The sequence below is a fragment of the Allochromatium humboldtianum genome, from assembly GCF_013385175.1.
Classification (GTDB): Bacteria; Pseudomonadota; Gammaproteobacteria; order Chromatiales; family Chromatiaceae; genus Thermochromatium; species Thermochromatium humboldtianum.
Genome location: NZ_JABZEO010000001.1, coordinates 327,682 through 344,700 on the forward strand (window position 1 = coordinate 327,682; position 17,019 = coordinate 344,700).

A 17,019-nucleotide genomic window follows, 5' to 3' on the forward strand; every position below is an offset into this window, starting at 1 on the left:
ATTTAACCCATTCTTCAGCCGTCGGGCCGCGGCTGTATGGCATTGTTAGGGCTTTTCTCTTAAACTGTACGGAGTTACCGTACAGCATGAGGTGCCCGATAATGGATACCACAACCGTAAACAAATTCAGAGACAGTCTAAAAAACTTTGTCGAACATGTAGTTAGTCAGCACGCGCCACTTCGCGTAACTCGCCGCACGGGTTCGGACTTTGTGGTGATGAGTGCGGAGGACTGGGAACGCGACCAGGAAACCTTGTACGTGCTCCAAAATACTAGCCTGATACGCCAGATCGCCGAATCCAGTGCTACCCATAAAGCGGGGACCGGATATATCCCGACTAAAGAGCAGTTAGATGAGATCGTTAGTATTTGAGGGTAGAACGTGGGAGGTGTACGAAGATCTACGGCACTGTGACAAACGGATGCACAAGAATCTTTGCGCCATTTTGAAAGAAATGTTGCGCGATGATCCCAGTTCCGGTTTGGGGAAACCGGAAGCACTTCGACATAACCTTTCGGGCTTTTGGTCGAGGCGACTTAGCCAAAAGGACCGGGTTGTGTATAAGTTTGACGATACTCATATCTATATCTTTGCCATCGGCGGCCATTACGACTCTTTTGAGCCCTAACGTTACGCATAAGCCGGGCTGTACTGCGCCCATGATGTGGCCGAAACAACACGCCAAGCTCGACGGCGCAGTACAGGCTCGGCTTAATGCGCTCGTTAGGTGATTATATTCACGGAACAGGTGCGTGACGCGGAATACGCACCCTGATCGGCGTTCAAGTGAAATCCAAGCTTAGAATTTCACCGGTGTCATTTAATTCATCCCAGACACAGTTGACTTCGGTTTCGGTATTGCATTTATTACATAATACTTCGCCGGAAGCGGAGTACTGAGTCGTATGATTTCCAGATGGTTGTGAATCTTCAATTTCGAGTTGGGAGAGATCAAATTTAATCTCTGCGCCACACTCTTCATTGCTACATGTAATCATTGGCATAGATTTCCTCTCATGTTAGCTGGTAAAATTGTCGGCCTGGTAAAGTGGACCACGCGACAAGCGTAGGAGCATATTTCGCGATACTTGAAACTAAGCATTACAGCCCCAAGGTTGCTGCAGTGATGGAAACGCCTTGTAATTTCAACCCCTTAACCAGAAAGAACGGCCATGAAGAAAATCATCGATTCTGCCACTGATACTCTAGAAAAGGTTGCTAGCCCAGCATCTCGATCTGGCTCTAGCGTTGAACGAGTTGGAAAGCTTCTTGAAGCAAATGTTTCGCCAAATGTTATCGCTTTGCAGATGACTGAGAATAGCCCTAACAGCCAAAAATACACCACTCAAGATATTGAGTCATACGGCAAATTGTACACGGATTCAAAAACTAGAGTTGTTGTCACAGCCAAGCAAACACGCGCTCTAATTGACGATATGACGATAGAAGGGGACTTTTGCCCCATTTAGCCTTTGCTCAGCAAACATAAGCTAACCTTGCAGAAGCCCACCATGCGTGGGCTTTTTTGAACCTAACCAGTGATTGGATGGTTTCCGGCTAACCATATCACATGAAACGCAACATTTAGCAACCAACCAGGATCTGCGGATTCACCGCGCAGCGGCGAGTATCGGTTCGATCAAGTAGACCGACCCAAAACGCTCAGGATGCGCCAAGACCTTGATCGTCTGATGCCGCTGTCGACGATTGTGCAGCGTGGCATAGAGGCTCGGGTCGGCAGGTACCGCGAGCCGTTTGCGTTCGACGAGACCCTGGAGACGATACTCGACCTTGCAGAACACCGCGCCTCGCCCGCCGCGACGCAGCGACTCGATCGCCGCATCGACCAACACGCCCTCAGTGAGCAACACGCGGGCAAACCGCCGCCGCCACCAGACATAGACGCCAAACGAGGGCAGGAACACGAGCGTGACCGCCCCAACGGGGAGAAGGATCGCGTTGGGATCGATGGGGGTCGTTCGCATCCCCACCAGCCGATTCAGGGACGGATCGCGAGCCATGTACTCGACCGTAGCGAGATCACCGGGCCGAAGCTCGGTGTGGTCCGCGAAGCTCATGGATTGCAGATCGGTGGTGCCGGCGACCGCCTTGAACCGATAGCGCGTCTCGAAATAGCGACCGTTGTTGCGATCGCGCTTCTCCTCGACGGACGTGACCGTGGCCAGGGTCGTGTTCACCGGCCCCTGATCGATGATCCGATCGGCCTCGGCGGCGCCAAGGACCATGTAGCTCAACAGCGCCAACATGATCAGCATGAGCGGCAGCATGAGCGCGATCGCCACGCGGGCCGCAGGCGGAAACAGACCGTTCCAGATCGGGGCCAGACAGGCCGCCTCGAAAGGGCGCGGCGGCGGCCGCTCCAGATAGGCCGCCAGTCGCCCGCCGCTGTCGCTGAAGGATTCGGACAGAGCCGGAAAATCGATCTGTTCCGGATCGATGTATTCGAGCACCCGGCTGAGCTTGAATGCCGCCACACCCAGCGCGACGACGAGCAACACGACCAGGAGCGTCGCCGCCATCTCCACCGGACTCCCCCAGCCGCCGCCGAGCCTGTCGCGCTCGGCCGCCAGCAGAGCCAGCCAGACAACGGCCGGCATCAAGGCCGCCACGGCCAGAATCAATCCGAGGATGTAGCGTTGTTTGTCGCCGGGCTTGGGCGCCTGTTCAGCCATCGCCGTCTATCCTCGGAGTGCACCTCAACCTGGGGCCGGATTCGCGATCATCGCCGTCCCGAGATCAAGGCCCAATCGTCGCGGATACGCGGTGCCGCGAGCCTGACGCGCTCGGCATAGGCGGCACTGACCGACTCGACCTGCTCGGTGAGCACGCCCGAGAGCACCAGATCGCCGCCCGGAACCAGCATCGCGCTCAGACGCGGCGCCAGCGCGATCAGCGGGCCGGCGAGGATGTTGGCCAGCACGATATCGACGCTCGGATCGGTGAACGACTCGGGCGCGAAGATCTCCAGCCGCTCCAGCACGCCATTGGCCTGCGCATTGTCGTGCGTGGCCGTGAGCGCCTGCGGATCGTGATCGACCGCGATGGCGCGCGCGGCGCCGAGCTTGAGCGCAGCGATCGCCAGGATCCCCGAGCCGCAGCCGAAGTCGAGCACCGTCTTGCCGGCCAGATCCGCACCGTCGAGCCATTCCAGACACAGCGCCGTGGTCGCATGATGCCCAGTGCCGAAGGCCAGCCCCGGATCGAGCGCCACGACCACGCCCTCGGGGTCGCCGGGCGGCTGGCCATGCGGACAGACCCACAGACGTTGACCGAAGCGGGTCGGCTTGAACGTATCGAGCCAGACACGTTCCCAGACCTGATCCTCGATGCGATGGATGCGCGGGCGCTCACCGAGACGCGCGGTCAGATCCAGTGCCAGTCGCTCGACCAGGGCCGCGCTCTCGGGATCGCTCTCGAACAGCGTCGTGAGCGTCACCACCGACCACAGCGGCGTCTCGCCCGGACCGGGTTCGAGCTGCGGCTCGTCGCCCGCGTCGCCGAGCGTGACCGAGAGGGCTCCGGCCAGTTCCAGATAGTGTTCAAAGTCGTCCGCCTGATCGCGCGGAACATCGAAGGCAAGTTGTAGCCAGGGCATGGAGTCGGACCGGGGTTGAGGGGCAGCGGTGAAGAGGCTGGATTGTAGCCTGTTCGGCTATCGGTGTTCAGTGCCGCGTCGATCGCCCGGCCGATGCCATGCCATCGGCAGGCATCGCAACCGTTGCCGAAACACCGCGAAGACTTCGGTATATTAACAAGTTGCGATCGACCAAGGCGCTCGGGATAATGCGCGAATTTTGCCGCCCAGGGGGTGGCACACCACAACAGGGGCGAATCGATTGATGAAGATTGGAATCCCGTTGGAGACACGCCCTGGTGAGACGCGCGTAGCGTCGACCCCGGATGTCGTGAAGAAGCTCGTCGGTCAGGGCTTCGAGGTCGTGATCGAGACCGGCGCCGGGGTGCGTGCCGGCTATCCGGACGCCGACTACGAGGCGGCCGGCGCCCGCCTGAGCGACCGTGCCGGCGCCTATGACGTCGACCTGCTGCTCAAGGTCCGCCGTCCGGACGAAGCCGACGTCGAGGCCATGCGTGCGGGCGGACTCTACATCGGTCTGCTCGAATCCTGCGGCGAAGATGCGATCCTCCCGAGCCTGCTGGCAAAGGGGATGCGCGTCCTGGCGCTGGAGCGGATGCCGCGCACCTCGCGCGCCCAGTCGATGGACGTGCTGTCCTCGCAGAGCAACATCGCCGGCTATCGCGCCGTGATCGAGGCCGCCGCGCGCTATGGGCGCTTCCTGCCGATGATGATGACCTCGGCCGGTTCGGCCAAGCCGGCGCGGGTGGTGGTGCTGGGCGCGGGCGTGGCCGGACTCCAGGCCATCGCCACCGCGCGTCGCCTGGGCGCGGATGTCTACGCCTATGACGTGCGCCCCGAGACGCGCGAGCAGATCCTCTCGCTCGGCGCCAAGCCGATCGATCTGGATCTCGGCGAGAGCGGCGCGGGGGAGGGCGGCTATGCCAAGGAACTCTCCGACGAGGCCAAGGCGCGCCAGCAGGCCGCGCTCGCCGACGAGCTGGCCAAGGCGCATGTCATCGTCACCACGGCGCTCATCCCCTGCCGCCGCGCGCCCGTGCTGGTGACGGAGGATGTCGTCCAGCGCATGCGTCACGGCTCGGTCATCGTCGATCTGGCGGCGGCCAGCGGCGGCAACTGCCCGCTCACCGTCGCCGATGAGATCGTCGAGCGCCACGGCGTCACCCTGGTCGGTCTGACCAACTTCCCGGCTCTGGTCCCGGCGGATGCGAGCGCCTTCTATGCGCGCAACCTGCTCAATCTGATCGAGATCATGTTCGAGCGCGGCGAGTCCGGCCCCCAGCTCAAGGATCTGAGCGCCGACGACATCACGGCCGCCATGCTGGTCCAGGCGGCGTCCTGAACGCGTTGCGTATCCTGAACCCCCTCTCCCCAACCCCTCTCCCGCGAGGGGAGAGGGGCTAACAGCATCCCGGTCGGTCGCGTTCTCTACTCAAGGCGCGATCTATCTCATACAGGAGTCACACACATGCCCGAGGCACTCGATCCCTCGTTGATCGCCCTCTATGTCTTCGTCCTGGCCTGCTTCATCGGCTACTGGGTGATCTGGGGCGTCACGCCCTCGCTGCACACGCCCCTGGTGGCGCTCACCAACGCCATCTCCGGCATCGTGCTGGTCGGCGCGCTGCTGGTCGCGGGCGATCCGCAGGCCGGTCTGCTGGTCCAGTTCATCGGCTTCGTCGCCGTGCTGCTGGCCTCGATCAACGTCTTCGGCGGCTTTCTGGTCACGCACCGGATGCTGTCGATGTTCAAGAAGAAAAAGAAGTAAGGGCGGACAGCGATGGAATTCACGGTCAACCATCAGGCGCTGGCCTATCTGGTCGCAGCGATCCTGTTCATTCTCGGCCTCAAGGGGCTGACCCATCCGTCGAGCGCGCGGCGCGGCAATCTGTACGCCATGCTCGGCATGGTCATCGCCATCGTCGCTACGCTGCTGGCGCGCGAGGTGCAGTCCTACGGCTTCATCATCGCCGGGATCGCGGGCGGCGCGATCATCGGGGCCATCGTCGCCCTGCGCATCCAGATGACGGCCATGCCGCAACTGGTCGCGGCGCTGCACAGCTTCGTGGGTCTGGCGGCGGTGCTGGTCGGCATCGGCACCTTTCTGCATCATCAGCACCTGGGGCTGCTCAACGCGGTGCTGATGGGCGAGATCTCGGCGGGCGTGGTGATCGGCGCCATCACCTTCACCGGCTCGATCATCGCCTTCGGCAAGCTCCAGGGGTTGCTGTCGGGTGCGCCGGTCAAGTTCACCGGCCAGCATCTGCTCAATGCCGTCATCGGTGCGCTGACCATTGCGCTGGCGGTGCATTTCGCCATGACCGGGAGTCTGCTGTCGCTGGCCTTGATGACGGTGCTGGCGCTCGTCATCGGTGTGACCCTGATCATCCCGATCGGCGGGGCGGACATGCCGGTCATCATCTCGATGCTCAACAGCTACTCGGGCTGGGCGGCGGCGGCGACCGGCTTCACGCTGCACAACAATCTGCTGATCATCGTCGGCGCCATCGTCGGCTGCTCGGGCGCGATCCTGTCCTTCATCATGTGCAAGGCGATGAACCGCTCGATCATCAATGTCGTCTTCGGCGGCTTCGGCTCCGACAGCAGCGCGGGTGAGAGCGCCGGTGCACAGGCGGCGGAGCAGGGGATCAAGTCGGCGGCGGTCGAGGATGCGGTCTACTGGATGGAGGACGCGGGCAAGGTCATCATCGTGCCCGGTTACGGCATGGCGGTCTCACAGGCGCAACATGCGTTGAAAGAGCTGGCCGAGCTGCTCGGGGCGCGCGGGGTCGAGGTCAAGTTCGCCATCCATCCGGTCGCCGGTCGCATGCCGGGGCACATGAACGTACTGCTGGCCGAGGCCGACATCCCCTACGATCAGGTGCTGGAGATGGACGAGATCAACCCCGAGTTCCCCGGCACCGATGTGGTGCTGGTGGTCGGAGCCAACGATGTCGTCAACCCGGCGGCCAAGGAGGACAAGTCGAGTCCCATCTACGGGATGCCGATCCTGGAGGCCGGGCGCGCGCGTCAGGTCTATTTCCTCAAGCGCTCGATGCGTCCGGGGTATTCGGGCGTCGACAATCTGCTGTTCTATCAGGACAACACCTATCTGGTGTTCGGCGACGCCAAGGACACCATCGAGGGGATGAATACGGCGCTCAAGGGCGGGGGGCATTAGGCCGGACCCTTTGCCGGTCGCGAAGCTGGATGTTTCGTGGCCGGCGACTCGCCTCGGCGCGCCATCGGCTATAGTGTCGAACATTCAAGGCGCGTGGAGGCTTCCGGTATGCGATTTCCCTATGGTCTGAGCGATTTCGGCACCCTGATCGAGGGCGGGTACTGGTATCAGGATCGCACCGATCGGCTCGCCGACCTGGAGGCCACCGGGCGGCAGTTGATCTTCCTGCGCCCGCGCCGCTTCGGCAAAAGCCTGCTGTTGTCGATGCTGGAGCACTATTACGATCTCAACCGCGCTGCTCGGTTCGAGGCGCTGTTCGGGGCGCTGGCCGTCGGGCGGAATCCCACGCCGCTGCACAATCAGTATTTTGTACTCAAATGGGATTTCTCGCTGATCCCGGCCTATGGCGAGATCGCCGACATCGAAGCGGCCGTGCATCAGCACATCAATGATCGTCTCCGCGACTTCGAGCGGCGCTATCGCGACCGACTGCCTGAGCCGATCGCCATTCATCCCGACAACGCGCTCTCCTCCTGGGAATCGGCGCTGAGCCTCCTTTCCCAAACCCCGCACAAGCTCTATCTGTTGATCGACGAGTATGACAACTTCGCCAATGAGGTGTTGATGGCGGATCGTCCCGGCAGTCAAGACCGTTACCAGACGCTGTTGCAGGGCGAGGGGCTGTTTAAGAGCGTGTTCAAGGCGGTCAAGGCGGCGGCGGGCGGTCTGGGGCTGGACCGCGTCTTCATCACCGGCGTTTCGCCCATCGTGCTCAGCGACATGACGAGCGGCTACAACGTCGGCGAAGACATCTATCTCCTGCCTCAGTTCAATGATCTGTGCGGCTTCACCGAGTCCGAGGTCACGGACGTGCTACGGCAACTGGCGGGGGAGGGCAGCGACTGGTCGGCGGATGAAGCGCTGGCGACCATGCGCACCTTCTACAACGGCTATCGTTTCAGCGAGGGAGCTTCGGAGAGCCTCTACAACCCGACCCTGAGCCTCTATTTTCTCAAGTCGCTGGAACAACAGGGCCAGTATCCGCGCCGGATGCTGGACGAGAATCTGGCGATGGACCGCAACAAGCTGGTCTATATCGCGCAGTTGCCGGGTGGCGAGGAGCTGCTGGTCGAGGCGTTGAGCGGCGAGGATCGGGTGCTGGTGCCGGAACTGGTGCAGCGCTTCGGGGTGGCCGATGTGCTGGCGGCGGTGAAGGATCAGCCGTTCATGGCGTCTTTGCTCTATTTCTTCGGCATTCTGACGCTGGCGGGTCTGACGCCCTTCGATGAATGCCGTCTGCGCATCCCCAATCTGGTGGCGCGCGGGCTCTATGTCGAGCGGCTGCGCGAGCGCTGGCTGCCGCTGACCGATGGTGCACGCGAGCGACCGGATGCCGTGCGCGCGCTCGGTCAGCACGGCGACCTGACCCCGCTGGCTGAACTGATCGAGCAGCGTTATTTCCGGGTGCTCTCGAGCCGCGACTATCGCTGGACCAATGAGCTGCTGGTCAAGTTCGCCTTTCTGACCCTGCTGTTTGACGATCGGCTCTACATGGCGGTGTCGGAACTGGAGACCGAGCGCGGGTATGTCGATCTGGCGCTGATCGTGCGCCCCGACAAGCGCCGTTTCGAGGTGCTGGATCTGCTGCTGGAGTTCAAGTATCTGAGCCTGAAGGAACTGGCGCTGAGTGGCGAGCAGGTGCGCGAACGGTCGCGTGAGGCGCTCGCTGAACTGGCGCCCGTGGTCAAGAAGCTCGACGAGGCCGAAGCCCAGGCGCGTGTCTATGGGGACACCTTGAAGGCACGGTATGGACTTCGGAAGCTGCACGCCTTTGCCGTGGTCGCCTTGGGCGTCGAGCGGTTGGTGTGGCGTGCTTCGACACTTTGAATCCACCGTAGAACAAGTGTTAGCGAGTACGCTTCCCAATGACCCAGGACACCTTGACCAAAGCCACCGTCATCCTGATGACGCTCGCGATCTCGGCGCTCTTCCTCGCCATGATCCAGCCGTTCCTGATGACGCTCCTGCTCGCCGGGATCTTCAGCGCTCTGGCGCGTCCGCTCTATCTGCGACTGCAAGCCCGGCTCGGCTGTAGCGAGTCGATCGCCTCGCTCCTGACGCTGCTGCTGATCGCCGTCATGGTGCTGATCCCGTCAGTGTTCCTGATCACGATTCTGATCGGTCAGGCGCTGGATGTCAGTGAGCTGATCTCGATCTGGGTCCGGGGCGTGATCGAGGATCCGACCGACTTCCTGGCCGCACTCCAGCATCTGCCCTTCTATGACGAGGTCATCGAGCATCGCGGCCTGATACTGGAACAGGCCGGGCAGGCGGCGACCCTGGTCAGCAAGTTGCTGGTCGACTGGGTGTCGTCGGTGACGCTCAAGACCGTCAACTTCGTCTTCCTGACCTTCGTCTTGCTCTACAGCCTGTTCTTCCTGCTGATGGACGGACCGAAGTTCATCCTCAAGCTGCTCTACTATCTGCCGCTCCAGACGCGCGACGAGCGCCTGATGCTCGACAAGTTCACCTCGGTGACGCGCGCCACCCTCAAGGGGTCGTTTCTCATCGGCGTCCTGCAGGGCGGTTTGGCGGGGATCGCCTTCGCCGTCGCCGGGATCGACAATGCCGTCTTCTGGGGCACGCTGATGGCGATCCTGTCGATCATCCCCAACGTCGGCACCGCACTGGTCTGGGTTCCGGCGGTGATCATCCTCATCGTCCAGGGGTCGGTGCTGACGGGTGTGCTGCTCGCGCTCTTCTGCGGTCTGATCGTCGGCAGTCTGGACAACCTGCTGCGCCCGATCCTGGTCGGCAAAGACACCCAGATGCACGAGCTGATGATCTTCTTCAGCACGCTCGGCGGTCTGGTCATGTTCGGTCTGCCGGGACTGTTCATCGGGCCGGTGATCGCCTCGCTCCTGATCTCGATCTGGGAGATCTATGGCGTCGAGTTCGCCGATGTGCTGCCCGAAGTCGACGAGGCGCTGGTCGAGCCGGTCACGCCGAGCGGACTCGACGAGGCGGATGAGCACGGTGATCAGGCAGGCGAGTTAGAGCTGGATTTGGAGTTGTCGAGTCAATCATCGACCGATCCTGAACAGGTTTCGAATCAGTCTGGCAAGGAGCGTCCAGCAGAACCCTAGCACTCCAAGTCGGCTTGGAGCGCGGTCGAGCGTGGTTGGAGGGACCGGGTGCGAAACGCGTGGCCATTCAGGCGGCGCACAATCGCCGAACCCGCTCGGCGCCAGCCTCCAGCGGTGATCGCCGGCCATCCTCTCTCGGACGAATGCTGTGTACCAACAGGTCGAGACTTGGCCTGTGCCGACTCGGACGGCCGAGACCTATCTGATCAGACCCGAGGGCGATCGAATCCGAAGCCTTTAGCGAGATGCAACGGATGCCTTGCCTGGAGCCGCCAGACGGCGAAGTACATGCCCACGCAAAAAAGGGCTTGGATTTTCATCCAAGCCCTTTTTATAGTTGGCGTCCCCACGGGGGTTCGAACCCCGGTTACCGCCGTGAAAGGGCGGTGTCCTAGGCCACTAGACGATGGGGACAGTGACTTTTTTCTAGCTGATTCGACGAACTGGACAGGATCGCCGAACCTTTTGAATTTGGTGGAGCCAGGCGGGATCGAACCGCCGACCTCAACACTGCCAGTGTTGCGCTCTCCCAGCTGAGCTATGGCCCCAGTGACCTGAGACCGCAAATGATATAGATGCCCTCGGAGCTTGTCCAGCACTTTTTTACATTTTTTTGTTCGAACTCTGTCCCCATCTCGGGTGTCAGTGTATCGCCTGACTGTGCCCCACAGTTTTCTTCGTTCCAAAACACTGGTTTTTCAAAGGGTTGTTTGAGAGGTTGAACTCGACATGATGCGTATCCTATTGTTCCTGACCACCAATGTCGCGGTGCTGATCGTCATCAGCATCGTCTTCCGCCTGCTCGGGATCGATAGCCTGCTGCTGGAGAGCGGCGGCATCGACATGAGCGCGCTCCTGATCATGGCGGCCATCATCGGTTTCAGCGGCTCGCTGATCTCGCTGTTCCTGTCCAAGACCATGGCCAAGCGCGGCATGGGCGTCCATGTCATCGAGCAGCCGTCCAACCGGCTCGAACAATGGCTGATGGAGACGGTCGCGCGTCAGGCCGAGCAGGCCGGTATCGGCATGCCCGAGGTCGGGATCTTCGAGTCGCCCGATCCCAACGCCTTCGCCACCGGCTGGAATCGCAATGACGCCCTGGTGGCCGTCAGCACGGGTCTGCTGCATCACATGCGCGAAGACGAGGTCGAGGCCGTCATCGGCCATGAGATCAGCCATGTGGCCAATGGCGACATGGTGACGCTGGCGCTCATCCAGGGCGTGGTCAATACCTTCGTCGTCTTCCTCTCGCGCATCGTCGGCCATGTGGTCGACCGCGTGATCCTGAAGAACGAGCAGGGCTATGGGGTGGGGTACTTCGTGGCCTCGATCGTCGCCGAGTTGATGCTCTCGGTGCTGGCGACCATGATCGTGATGTGGTTCTCGCGCTATCGCGAGTATCGGGCCGATGCCGGCGGGGCGAGCCTAACCAGCCGGCGTCAGATGGCTGGAGCGCTGCGGGCGCTCCAGCGCGTGCATGAGCCGCAAGACCTGCCGTCCGGCGAGTTTGCGGCCTTCGGCGTCTCGGGCCGGATCGGCGGGGGCTTCATGGCGCTCTTCCGCAGCCATCCGCCGCTGGAGAAGCGCATCGCGGCGCTGGAACAGTCGTCCTGATCGGCCTCACAGCCACTTGGGCAGCAGGATCAGCGCCCAGATGACCAGACAGAACGCGATGCTGGAGAAGACGGCCGCCGAGGCGATGTCCTTGGCGCGCCCGGAGAGTTCGTGACGTTCCAGACCGACCCGGTCGACATTGGCCTCGATGGCCGAGTTGAGCAGCTCGACGATCGGCACGATCAGCAGACTCCCGACCAGCATCGCGCGCTCGACCGGCGACTCACCGAGCCAGATCCCGAGCGGGATGAGCGGGATCAGCAGAAAGATCTCCTGCCGAAACGCCTCCTCCAACTCGAAGCAGGCCCGAAATCCCTTCATCGAATAGCCGAAGGCGCGCACCACGCGCCGCCACCCCCGCACATTGTGGTTAGCCATGCGCACCCTCGCTGGCACTCGGCGTCCAGGCCAGATCCAACTGGCGTGCCGCGCGCACGTCGTCGAGTCGGCGCACCGGCAGACTGTGCGGCGCGCCCTTGACCAGTTCGGGGTTCTCCTGCGCCTCACTCCGAATGGCGGTCATGGCCGCGACGAAGCCGTCCAAGTCCTCCTTGCTCTCAGTCTCGGTCGGCTCGATCAGCAGACACTCGGGCACCAGCAGCGGGAAATAGGTGGTCGGGGCGTGATAGCCGTAGTCGAGCAACCGCTTGGCGAAATCCATGGTGTTCACGCCGAACTCGCGCGCTTCGCGCTTGAGGGTGACGATGAACTCATGACTGGCGCGGCGCTCGGGATAGGCGGCCTCGAATCCGGCTTCCTGGAGCCGCGCCAGCAGATAGTTGGCGTTGAGCGTGGCGAACTCGGCCACCCGACCCATGCCCTCGCGTCCGATCAGCCGCGCATAGACATAGGCGCGCAGCAGGATGCCCATGTTGCCGCCGAAGGCCGTCAGTCGGCCGATGCTCTCGGGGCGGTCGGATTCGGTCAGCCAGCGGTATTCCTCGCCCTCGCATGCGACCAGCGGCACCGGCAGATAGGGCTCCAGACGCTTGGAGACGCCCACCGGACCCGCGCCTGGACCGCCGCCGCCGTGCGGGGTCGAGAAGGTCTTGTGCAGGTTCATGTGGATGACGTCGAAGCCCATGTCGCCGGGGCGCACCTGGCCGAGGATGGCGTTGAGGTTGGCTCCATCGTAATAGAGCAGACCGCCGGCCTCGTGCACCGCCTGGGCGATCGCCTGGATGTTGCGATCGAAGACGCCGACCGTGCTCGGGTTGGTGAGCATGATGCCGGCCGTCTGCGGGCCGACCGCCGCGCGCAGGGCGTCGAGGTCGACGTCGCCATCGGGACCGGTCGGGATCTCGCGCACCTTGAAGCCGCACATCACCGCCGAGGCCGGGTTGGTGCCGTGCGCGGCGTCCGGGACCAGGATCTCGGTGCGGGCGTGATCGCCGCGCGCCTGATGATAGGCGCGGATCATGGCCACGCCGGCGAACTCGCCCTGCGCGCCGGCCGAGGGCGCGAGCGAGACGGCGTGCATGCCGGTCACGGCCTTGAGGATCTCTTGCAGCTCGAACAGACAGGCCAGGATGCCCTGACCGTGGCTGGCCGGCGCCAGCGGATGACGCCCCAGGAAGCCGGGCAGCATCGCCAGGCTGTTACAGGCCCTGGGGTTGTACTTCATGGTACAGGAACCCAGGGGATAGAAATGGGTGTCGATCGAGAAGTTCTGCTGCGACAGCCGCGTGTAGTGGCGCACCGCCTGCATCTCGGAGACCTCCGGCAACGCGGGCCGGGCGCGGCGGCGCAGTCCCTCGGGGATGTCGGCGACCTCGGGTGCCTGGAGTGGCGCTTGCGCCGTGGCGCGGCGGCCGGTTCTGGATTGCTCTTGGATCAGCATGGCGAGGCGATCTTGAATGGGCTGGGGTGAGTCCCCCGAGGTGCTCGGGGGACGGACGGGACTCAGAGGGCGGCCAGAGCGGCCTCGTAATCGGGTTCTTCGGTGATCTCGGGGACGAGCTGGGTGTAGACCACCGTGTTGTCGGCGTCGAGCACCACGACCGCACGCGCGGTGATGCCGGCCAGCGGGCCGTCCTCGATCAGGACGCCATAGTCCTTGGCGAAGTGACGCGAGCGCATCATGGACAGACCGATGACGTTGTCGATGCCTTCGGCGCCGCAGAAGCGCCCCATGGCGAAGGGCAGATCGGCCGAGACGACCAGGGCCACGGCATCGGACTTGGCCGCCATGGCGGCGTTGAACGTCTTGGTCGAGGTCGCGCAGACCGGGGTGTCCAGGCTCGGGACGATGTTGAGCAGTTTCTTCTTACCGGCGAAATCGGCCAGCGAGCGATCGGCCAGATCCTTGTCGACGAGCTGGAAGTCGGGCGCAACGCTGCCGACGGCCGGCAGTTCGCCGCTGAGGGTGACGGGATTGCCTTGCAGTGCGGTTTGAGCCATCTCTTGGGTCTCCAGGTGTGTGGATGAGGTCGTCTGTCGTGGCGGTTGGCCAAAATCTCAGTTGGCCGGCGTGGCGATGAGCCGTGCCAGGGTATCGGCATAGCGGCGCAGTTCGTCCTCGGTACGCACTTCGGTCGCGCAGACCAGCAGCGCCGGGGCGAGTTCCGGATAGTCCGGCCCGAGATCGAAGCCGCCCAGAATATCCTCGGCGGCCAGCGAACGCAGCAGATCGGCCGTCGGTGCCGGCAGACGCAGCGCCAGCTCATGGAAGACCGGACGCTCGAACAGCGGCTCGACTCCGGAGATGGCGCCGAGCAACTCGCCCAGCCGGCGCGTGTTGGCATGACAGCTCGCCGCCACCCGCTCCAGTCCCTCGGCCCCCAGCAAAGCCATGTGGATGGTCGCCGCCGTCACCAGCAGTCCCTGGTTGGTGCAGATGTTAGAGGTCGCCTTGCCGCGCCGGATGTGCTGCTCGCGCGCCTGGAGCGTGAGCGTGAAGCCGGGCTTGCCGTCCAGATCCAGGGTGCGTCCGACGATGCGGCCGGGGAGCTGGCGCACATGCTCCTGCTTGCAGCACAGGAAACCGGCATAGGGACCGCCCGAGGACAGCGGCATCCCCAGCGGCTGGGCCTCGCCACAGGCGATGTCGGCGCCCTTCGCACCCCACTCGCCGGGAGGGGAGAGCAGGGCGAGTGCGACCGGATTGACCACGGCGATCGCCAACGCCTTGTGAGCGTGCGCCCAGTCGGTCAGTTCATCGACGGTTTCCAGGATACCGAAGAAGTTTGGCTGATTGATGACGACGGCGGCGCACTCCTCGTCACCGGCCGCCGCCTCCAGCCGCTCGACCGGCGTGTGTCCGCCGCGCGCGTCGAAATCCACCTCCACCAGTTCGATGCCCTGCGGCTCGACGATCGCGCGCAGCGTGCGCCGATAGGCCGGATGCAGCGCGCGCGGCACCAGGACGCGCTGTGACTTGGTCTGACGATTGGCGCGCACCGCCATCAGCACCGCTTCGGCCAGCGCCGAGGCACCGTCGTAGAGCGAGGCATTGGAGACGTCCAGCCCGGTGAGCGCCGTCATCATCGACTGGAACTCATAGAGCAACTGGAGCGTGCCCTGGCTGGCCTCGGCCTGATAGGGCGTATAGGCGCTGTAGAACTCGCCGCGAGTGGCGATCTGCCAGACGGCAGCCGGGATGTGATGCTCATAGGCGCCGGCGCCGATGAAGCACAGCGGCTGACCGTCGGCGCACGCGCGCGACTGCATCAGGCGCGTGATCTCCATTTCCGAGAGCGTCTCCGGAATGGCGTCGAGCGCCTGCGCGCCGACGCGCAGTTCCGGCGGGATCTCGTCGAAGAGGGCCTCGATGGAGTCGACCCCGATGGTCGCGAGCATCGCGGCGATGTCGTCTGGCGTGTGAGGAATGAAAGGCATGCGAGTTCGACCGCTTGGGTTGGACGCTGAGGGCGGTTGGGGCCGGGATCAGGACTCGTCGGCGACGACCTGCTCGTAAGCGGCGGCATCCAGCAGACCATCGAGCGCGCCCATGTCGGCCGGGGTCAGACGGAAGATCCAGCCGTCCCCGTAGGGGCTGGTGTTGATGGCGTCCGGCGTGTCGGCCAGCGCCGCGTTGCCCTCGACGATCTCGCCGGCGATGGGCGAGTAGATGTCGGAGGCGGCCTTGACCGACTCGACCACGGCGCAGGCGTCCTCGGCGGCGACGGTGCGACCGCTCTCGGGCGCCTCGACGAACACGATGTCGCCGAGCGCGTCCTGAGCGTGGTCGGTGATGCCGACGGTGACGGTGCCGTCGCCGTTGTCGCGCACCCATTCGTGGGTCTTGGTGTATTTCAGGTCAGCGGGCAGGTTGCTCATGGAAGACGTCCTCGAATGCAGGATGGATCAGGTTCAGGGTTCGATCAGAATGCGGCCATGCCGGACGAACGGCGGCTTGACGATCCGCGCCGGTACGGGCTTGCCACGGATCTCGACCTCGCAGGTTTCGCCGAGGCCGGGCGCCACGCGCGCCAGCGCGATCGAGCGTTGCAGTGTCGGCGAGAAGCCGCCGGAGGTGATTTCGCCGACTTCGCGCCCGTTGCTGAGCACGGTCTGGTGAGCGCGGATCACGCCGCGCCCGGTCAGCAGCAGACCGACGAATTCGCGCCGCTCGGGACTCGCGCGCAACTCGTCCAGCGCGGCGCGGCCGATGAACTCACGTTCGGCCGGCTCCCAGGCGATGGTCCACTCCAGGCCGGATTCGAGCGGGCCGACGTCCTCGCCCATGTCCTGGCCATAGAGATTCATTCCGGCCTCCAGACGCAGGGTGTCGCGCGCGCCCAGACCGCAGGGCCGGACACCGGCGTCCAGCAGCACCGACCAGAGATCGACGGCATGATCGGCGGGCAGCAGGATTTCGAAGCCGTCCTCGCCGGTATAGCCGGTGCGGGCGATGAACCAGCCGCCGCATTCGGTGGCGTGGAAGAGCGCCAGTTCCAGGGCGGAGTCGGCCATTTCGCGCGGCAGACAGGTCGCGGTCAGCTCACGCGCCTGAGGGCCTTGCACCGCGATCATGGCCAGATCGTCGCGGCGGCGGATCTCGACGTCGAAGCCGGTGCGATGGCTCTCCAGCCAGCTCAGATCCTTGTCGGCCGTGCCGGCGTTGACCACCAGCCGATAGTGCCCGGCCGGACCGCGCAGATAGACGATGAGATCGTCGACCACGCCGCCCGAGTCGTTGAGCATGCAGGAATAGAGCGCCTTGCCGACGGTCTTGAGTTTGGCGACGTCGTTGGCGAGCAGGCGGCGCAGAAAGGCTTGGGCGTCCGGTCCCTCGATGTCGACCGGGCACATGTGCGAGACGTCGAACATCCCGGCGTGCTCGCGCACGGCGTCGTGTTCCTCGATCTGGGAGCCATAGTGCAGCGGCATGTCCCAGCCGCCGAAGGGCACGAGCCGCGCGCCAAGACGCGCATGCTCGGCATAGAGTGGGGTACGCAGGGCCATACGGCTCTCCTCGTGGAATGCAGGGGCTGCCTTGGCCAGACGGCACAGGCAACA

The 17,019-nt window shown here is 63.6% G+C and carries 18 protein-coding genes and 2 tRNA genes; 9 read left to right on the forward strand and 11 right to left on the reverse strand.

The features are described 5' to 3' along the window. Positions 1–101 precede the first annotated feature (101 nt). Entirely contained in the window at positions 102–374 is a 273-nt protein-coding gene (locus tag HW932_RS01510; RefSeq protein WP_176974732.1) for a type II toxin-antitoxin system Phd/YefM family antitoxin, read from the forward strand. Beyond that, positions 355–630, forward strand: coding sequence for a Txe/YoeB family addiction module toxin (locus HW932_RS01515; protein WP_176974733.1), 276 nt, complete (start codon positions 355–357; stop codon positions 628–630). The genes HW932_RS01510 and HW932_RS01515 overlap by 20 nt, the downstream gene beginning before the upstream one ends. 154 nt (positions 631–784) lie before the next feature. On the opposite strand, the gene HW932_RS01520 is transcribed toward HW932_RS01515, so the two are convergent. Further along, entirely contained in the window at positions 785–1,006 is a 222-nt protein-coding gene (locus tag HW932_RS01520) for a hypothetical protein (protein WP_176974734.1), read from the reverse strand. A gap of 168 nt (positions 1,007–1,174) precedes the next feature. Here HW932_RS01520 and HW932_RS01525 point away from each other — a divergent pair, with 168 nt between their 5' ends. Continuing rightward, on the forward strand, positions 1,175–1,471 hold the full coding sequence (locus HW932_RS01525) for a hypothetical protein (protein WP_176974735.1): 297 nt from the start codon (positions 1,175–1,177) through the stop codon (positions 1,469–1,471). Between the two features lie 141 nt (positions 1,472–1,612). Here the strand turns inward: HW932_RS01525 and HW932_RS01530 are convergent, their stop codons facing one another. Together HW932_RS01530 and prmA are read right to left on the reverse strand one after the other, a co-directional pair. Further along, positions 1,613–2,695: a DUF3592 domain-containing protein gene (locus HW932_RS01530; RefSeq protein ID WP_176974736.1), complete on the reverse strand. Its 1,083-nt coding sequence runs from the start codon at positions 2,693–2,695 to the stop codon at positions 1,613–1,615. 47 nt (positions 2,696–2,742) lie between these two features. Then, a complete protein-coding gene (gene prmA / locus HW932_RS01535) occupies positions 2,743–3,618 on the reverse strand; it encodes a 50S ribosomal protein L11 methyltransferase (protein ID WP_176974737.1) in 876 nt (291 codons plus the stop codon). A 244-nt stretch (positions 3,619–3,862) separates the two neighbouring features. Here prmA and HW932_RS01540 point away from each other — a divergent pair, with 244 nt between their 5' ends. From HW932_RS01540 to HW932_RS01560, 5 genes are all read left to right on the forward strand, one after another. After that, positions 3,863–4,960, forward strand: coding sequence for a Re/Si-specific NAD(P)(+) transhydrogenase subunit alpha (locus HW932_RS01540; RefSeq protein WP_176974738.1), 1,098 nt, complete (start codon positions 3,863–3,865; stop codon positions 4,958–4,960). A 126-nt stretch (positions 4,961–5,086) separates the two neighbouring features. Beyond that, positions 5,087–5,386, forward strand: a complete 300-nt coding sequence (locus tag HW932_RS01545; protein ID WP_012970057.1) for a proton-translocating transhydrogenase family protein — start codon at positions 5,087–5,089, stop codon at positions 5,384–5,386. A gap of 12 nt (positions 5,387–5,398) precedes the next feature. Then, on the forward strand, positions 5,399–6,799 hold the full coding sequence (locus HW932_RS01550) for an NAD(P)(+) transhydrogenase (Re/Si-specific) subunit beta (protein WP_176974739.1): 1,401 nt from the start codon (positions 5,399–5,401) through the stop codon (positions 6,797–6,799). A gap of 108 nt (positions 6,800–6,907) precedes the next feature. Continuing rightward, positions 6,908–8,686: an AAA family ATPase gene (locus HW932_RS01555; protein WP_176974740.1), complete on the forward strand. Its 1,779-nt coding sequence runs from the start codon at positions 6,908–6,910 to the stop codon at positions 8,684–8,686. A gap of 38 nt (positions 8,687–8,724) precedes the next feature. Then, positions 8,725–9,945 carry an AI-2E family transporter gene (locus HW932_RS01560; RefSeq protein ID WP_246296598.1) on the forward strand — a complete coding sequence of 407 codons (1,221 nt, stop codon included), beginning with the start codon at positions 8,725–8,727 and terminating at the stop codon, positions 9,943–9,945. A 338-nt stretch (positions 9,946–10,283) separates the two neighbouring features. On the opposite strand, the gene HW932_RS01565 is transcribed toward HW932_RS01560, so the two are convergent. Together HW932_RS01565 and HW932_RS01570 are read right to left on the reverse strand one after the other, a co-directional pair. Further along, positions 10,284–10,359 (reverse strand) — tRNA-Glu (locus HW932_RS01565). Between the two features lie 58 nt (positions 10,360–10,417). Beyond that, positions 10,418–10,493: transfer RNA gene (locus tag HW932_RS01570), tRNA-Ala, on the reverse strand. Between the two features lie 181 nt (positions 10,494–10,674). Between HW932_RS01570 and htpX the strand changes: the two genes are divergently transcribed. Beyond that, positions 10,675–11,559: a protease HtpX gene (gene htpX, locus HW932_RS01575; RefSeq protein WP_176974741.1), complete on the forward strand. Its 885-nt coding sequence runs from the start codon at positions 10,675–10,677 to the stop codon at positions 11,557–11,559. Between the two features lie 6 nt (positions 11,560–11,565). Here htpX and HW932_RS01580 read toward each other — a convergent pair whose 3' ends face one another. From HW932_RS01580 to gcvT, 6 genes are all read right to left on the reverse strand, one after another. Further along, positions 11,566–11,937, reverse strand: coding sequence for a diacylglycerol kinase (locus tag HW932_RS01580; protein WP_176974742.1), 372 nt, complete (start codon positions 11,935–11,937; stop codon positions 11,566–11,568). Next, the gene (gene gcvPB, locus HW932_RS01585; protein ID WP_176974743.1) at positions 11,930–13,399 is read right to left on the reverse strand and encodes an aminomethyl-transferring glycine dehydrogenase subunit GcvPB; all 1,470 of its coding nucleotides are present in this window, start codon (positions 13,397–13,399) and stop codon (positions 11,930–11,932) included. The genes HW932_RS01580 and gcvPB overlap by 8 nt, the downstream gene beginning before the upstream one ends. A 62-nt stretch (positions 13,400–13,461) precedes the next feature. Beyond that, positions 13,462–13,959: a thiol peroxidase gene (gene tpx, locus HW932_RS01590; RefSeq protein WP_176974744.1), complete on the reverse strand. Its 498-nt coding sequence runs from the start codon at positions 13,957–13,959 to the stop codon at positions 13,462–13,464. A gap of 57 nt (positions 13,960–14,016) precedes the next feature. Then, positions 14,017–15,396, reverse strand: a complete 1,380-nt coding sequence (gcvPA, locus tag HW932_RS01595; protein ID WP_176974745.1) for an aminomethyl-transferring glycine dehydrogenase subunit GcvPA — start codon at positions 15,394–15,396, stop codon at positions 14,017–14,019. Between the two features lie 48 nt (positions 15,397–15,444). Continuing rightward, the gene (gene gcvH / locus HW932_RS01600; protein WP_176974746.1) at positions 15,445–15,837 is read right to left on the reverse strand and encodes a glycine cleavage system protein GcvH; all 393 of its coding nucleotides are present in this window, start codon (positions 15,835–15,837) and stop codon (positions 15,445–15,447) included. 33 nt (positions 15,838–15,870) lie between these two features. Then, the gene (gene gcvT, locus HW932_RS01605; protein WP_176974747.1) at positions 15,871–16,965 is read right to left on the reverse strand and encodes a glycine cleavage system aminomethyltransferase GcvT; all 1,095 of its coding nucleotides are present in this window, start codon (positions 16,963–16,965) and stop codon (positions 15,871–15,873) included. Positions 16,966–17,019: the final 54 nt, after the last annotated feature.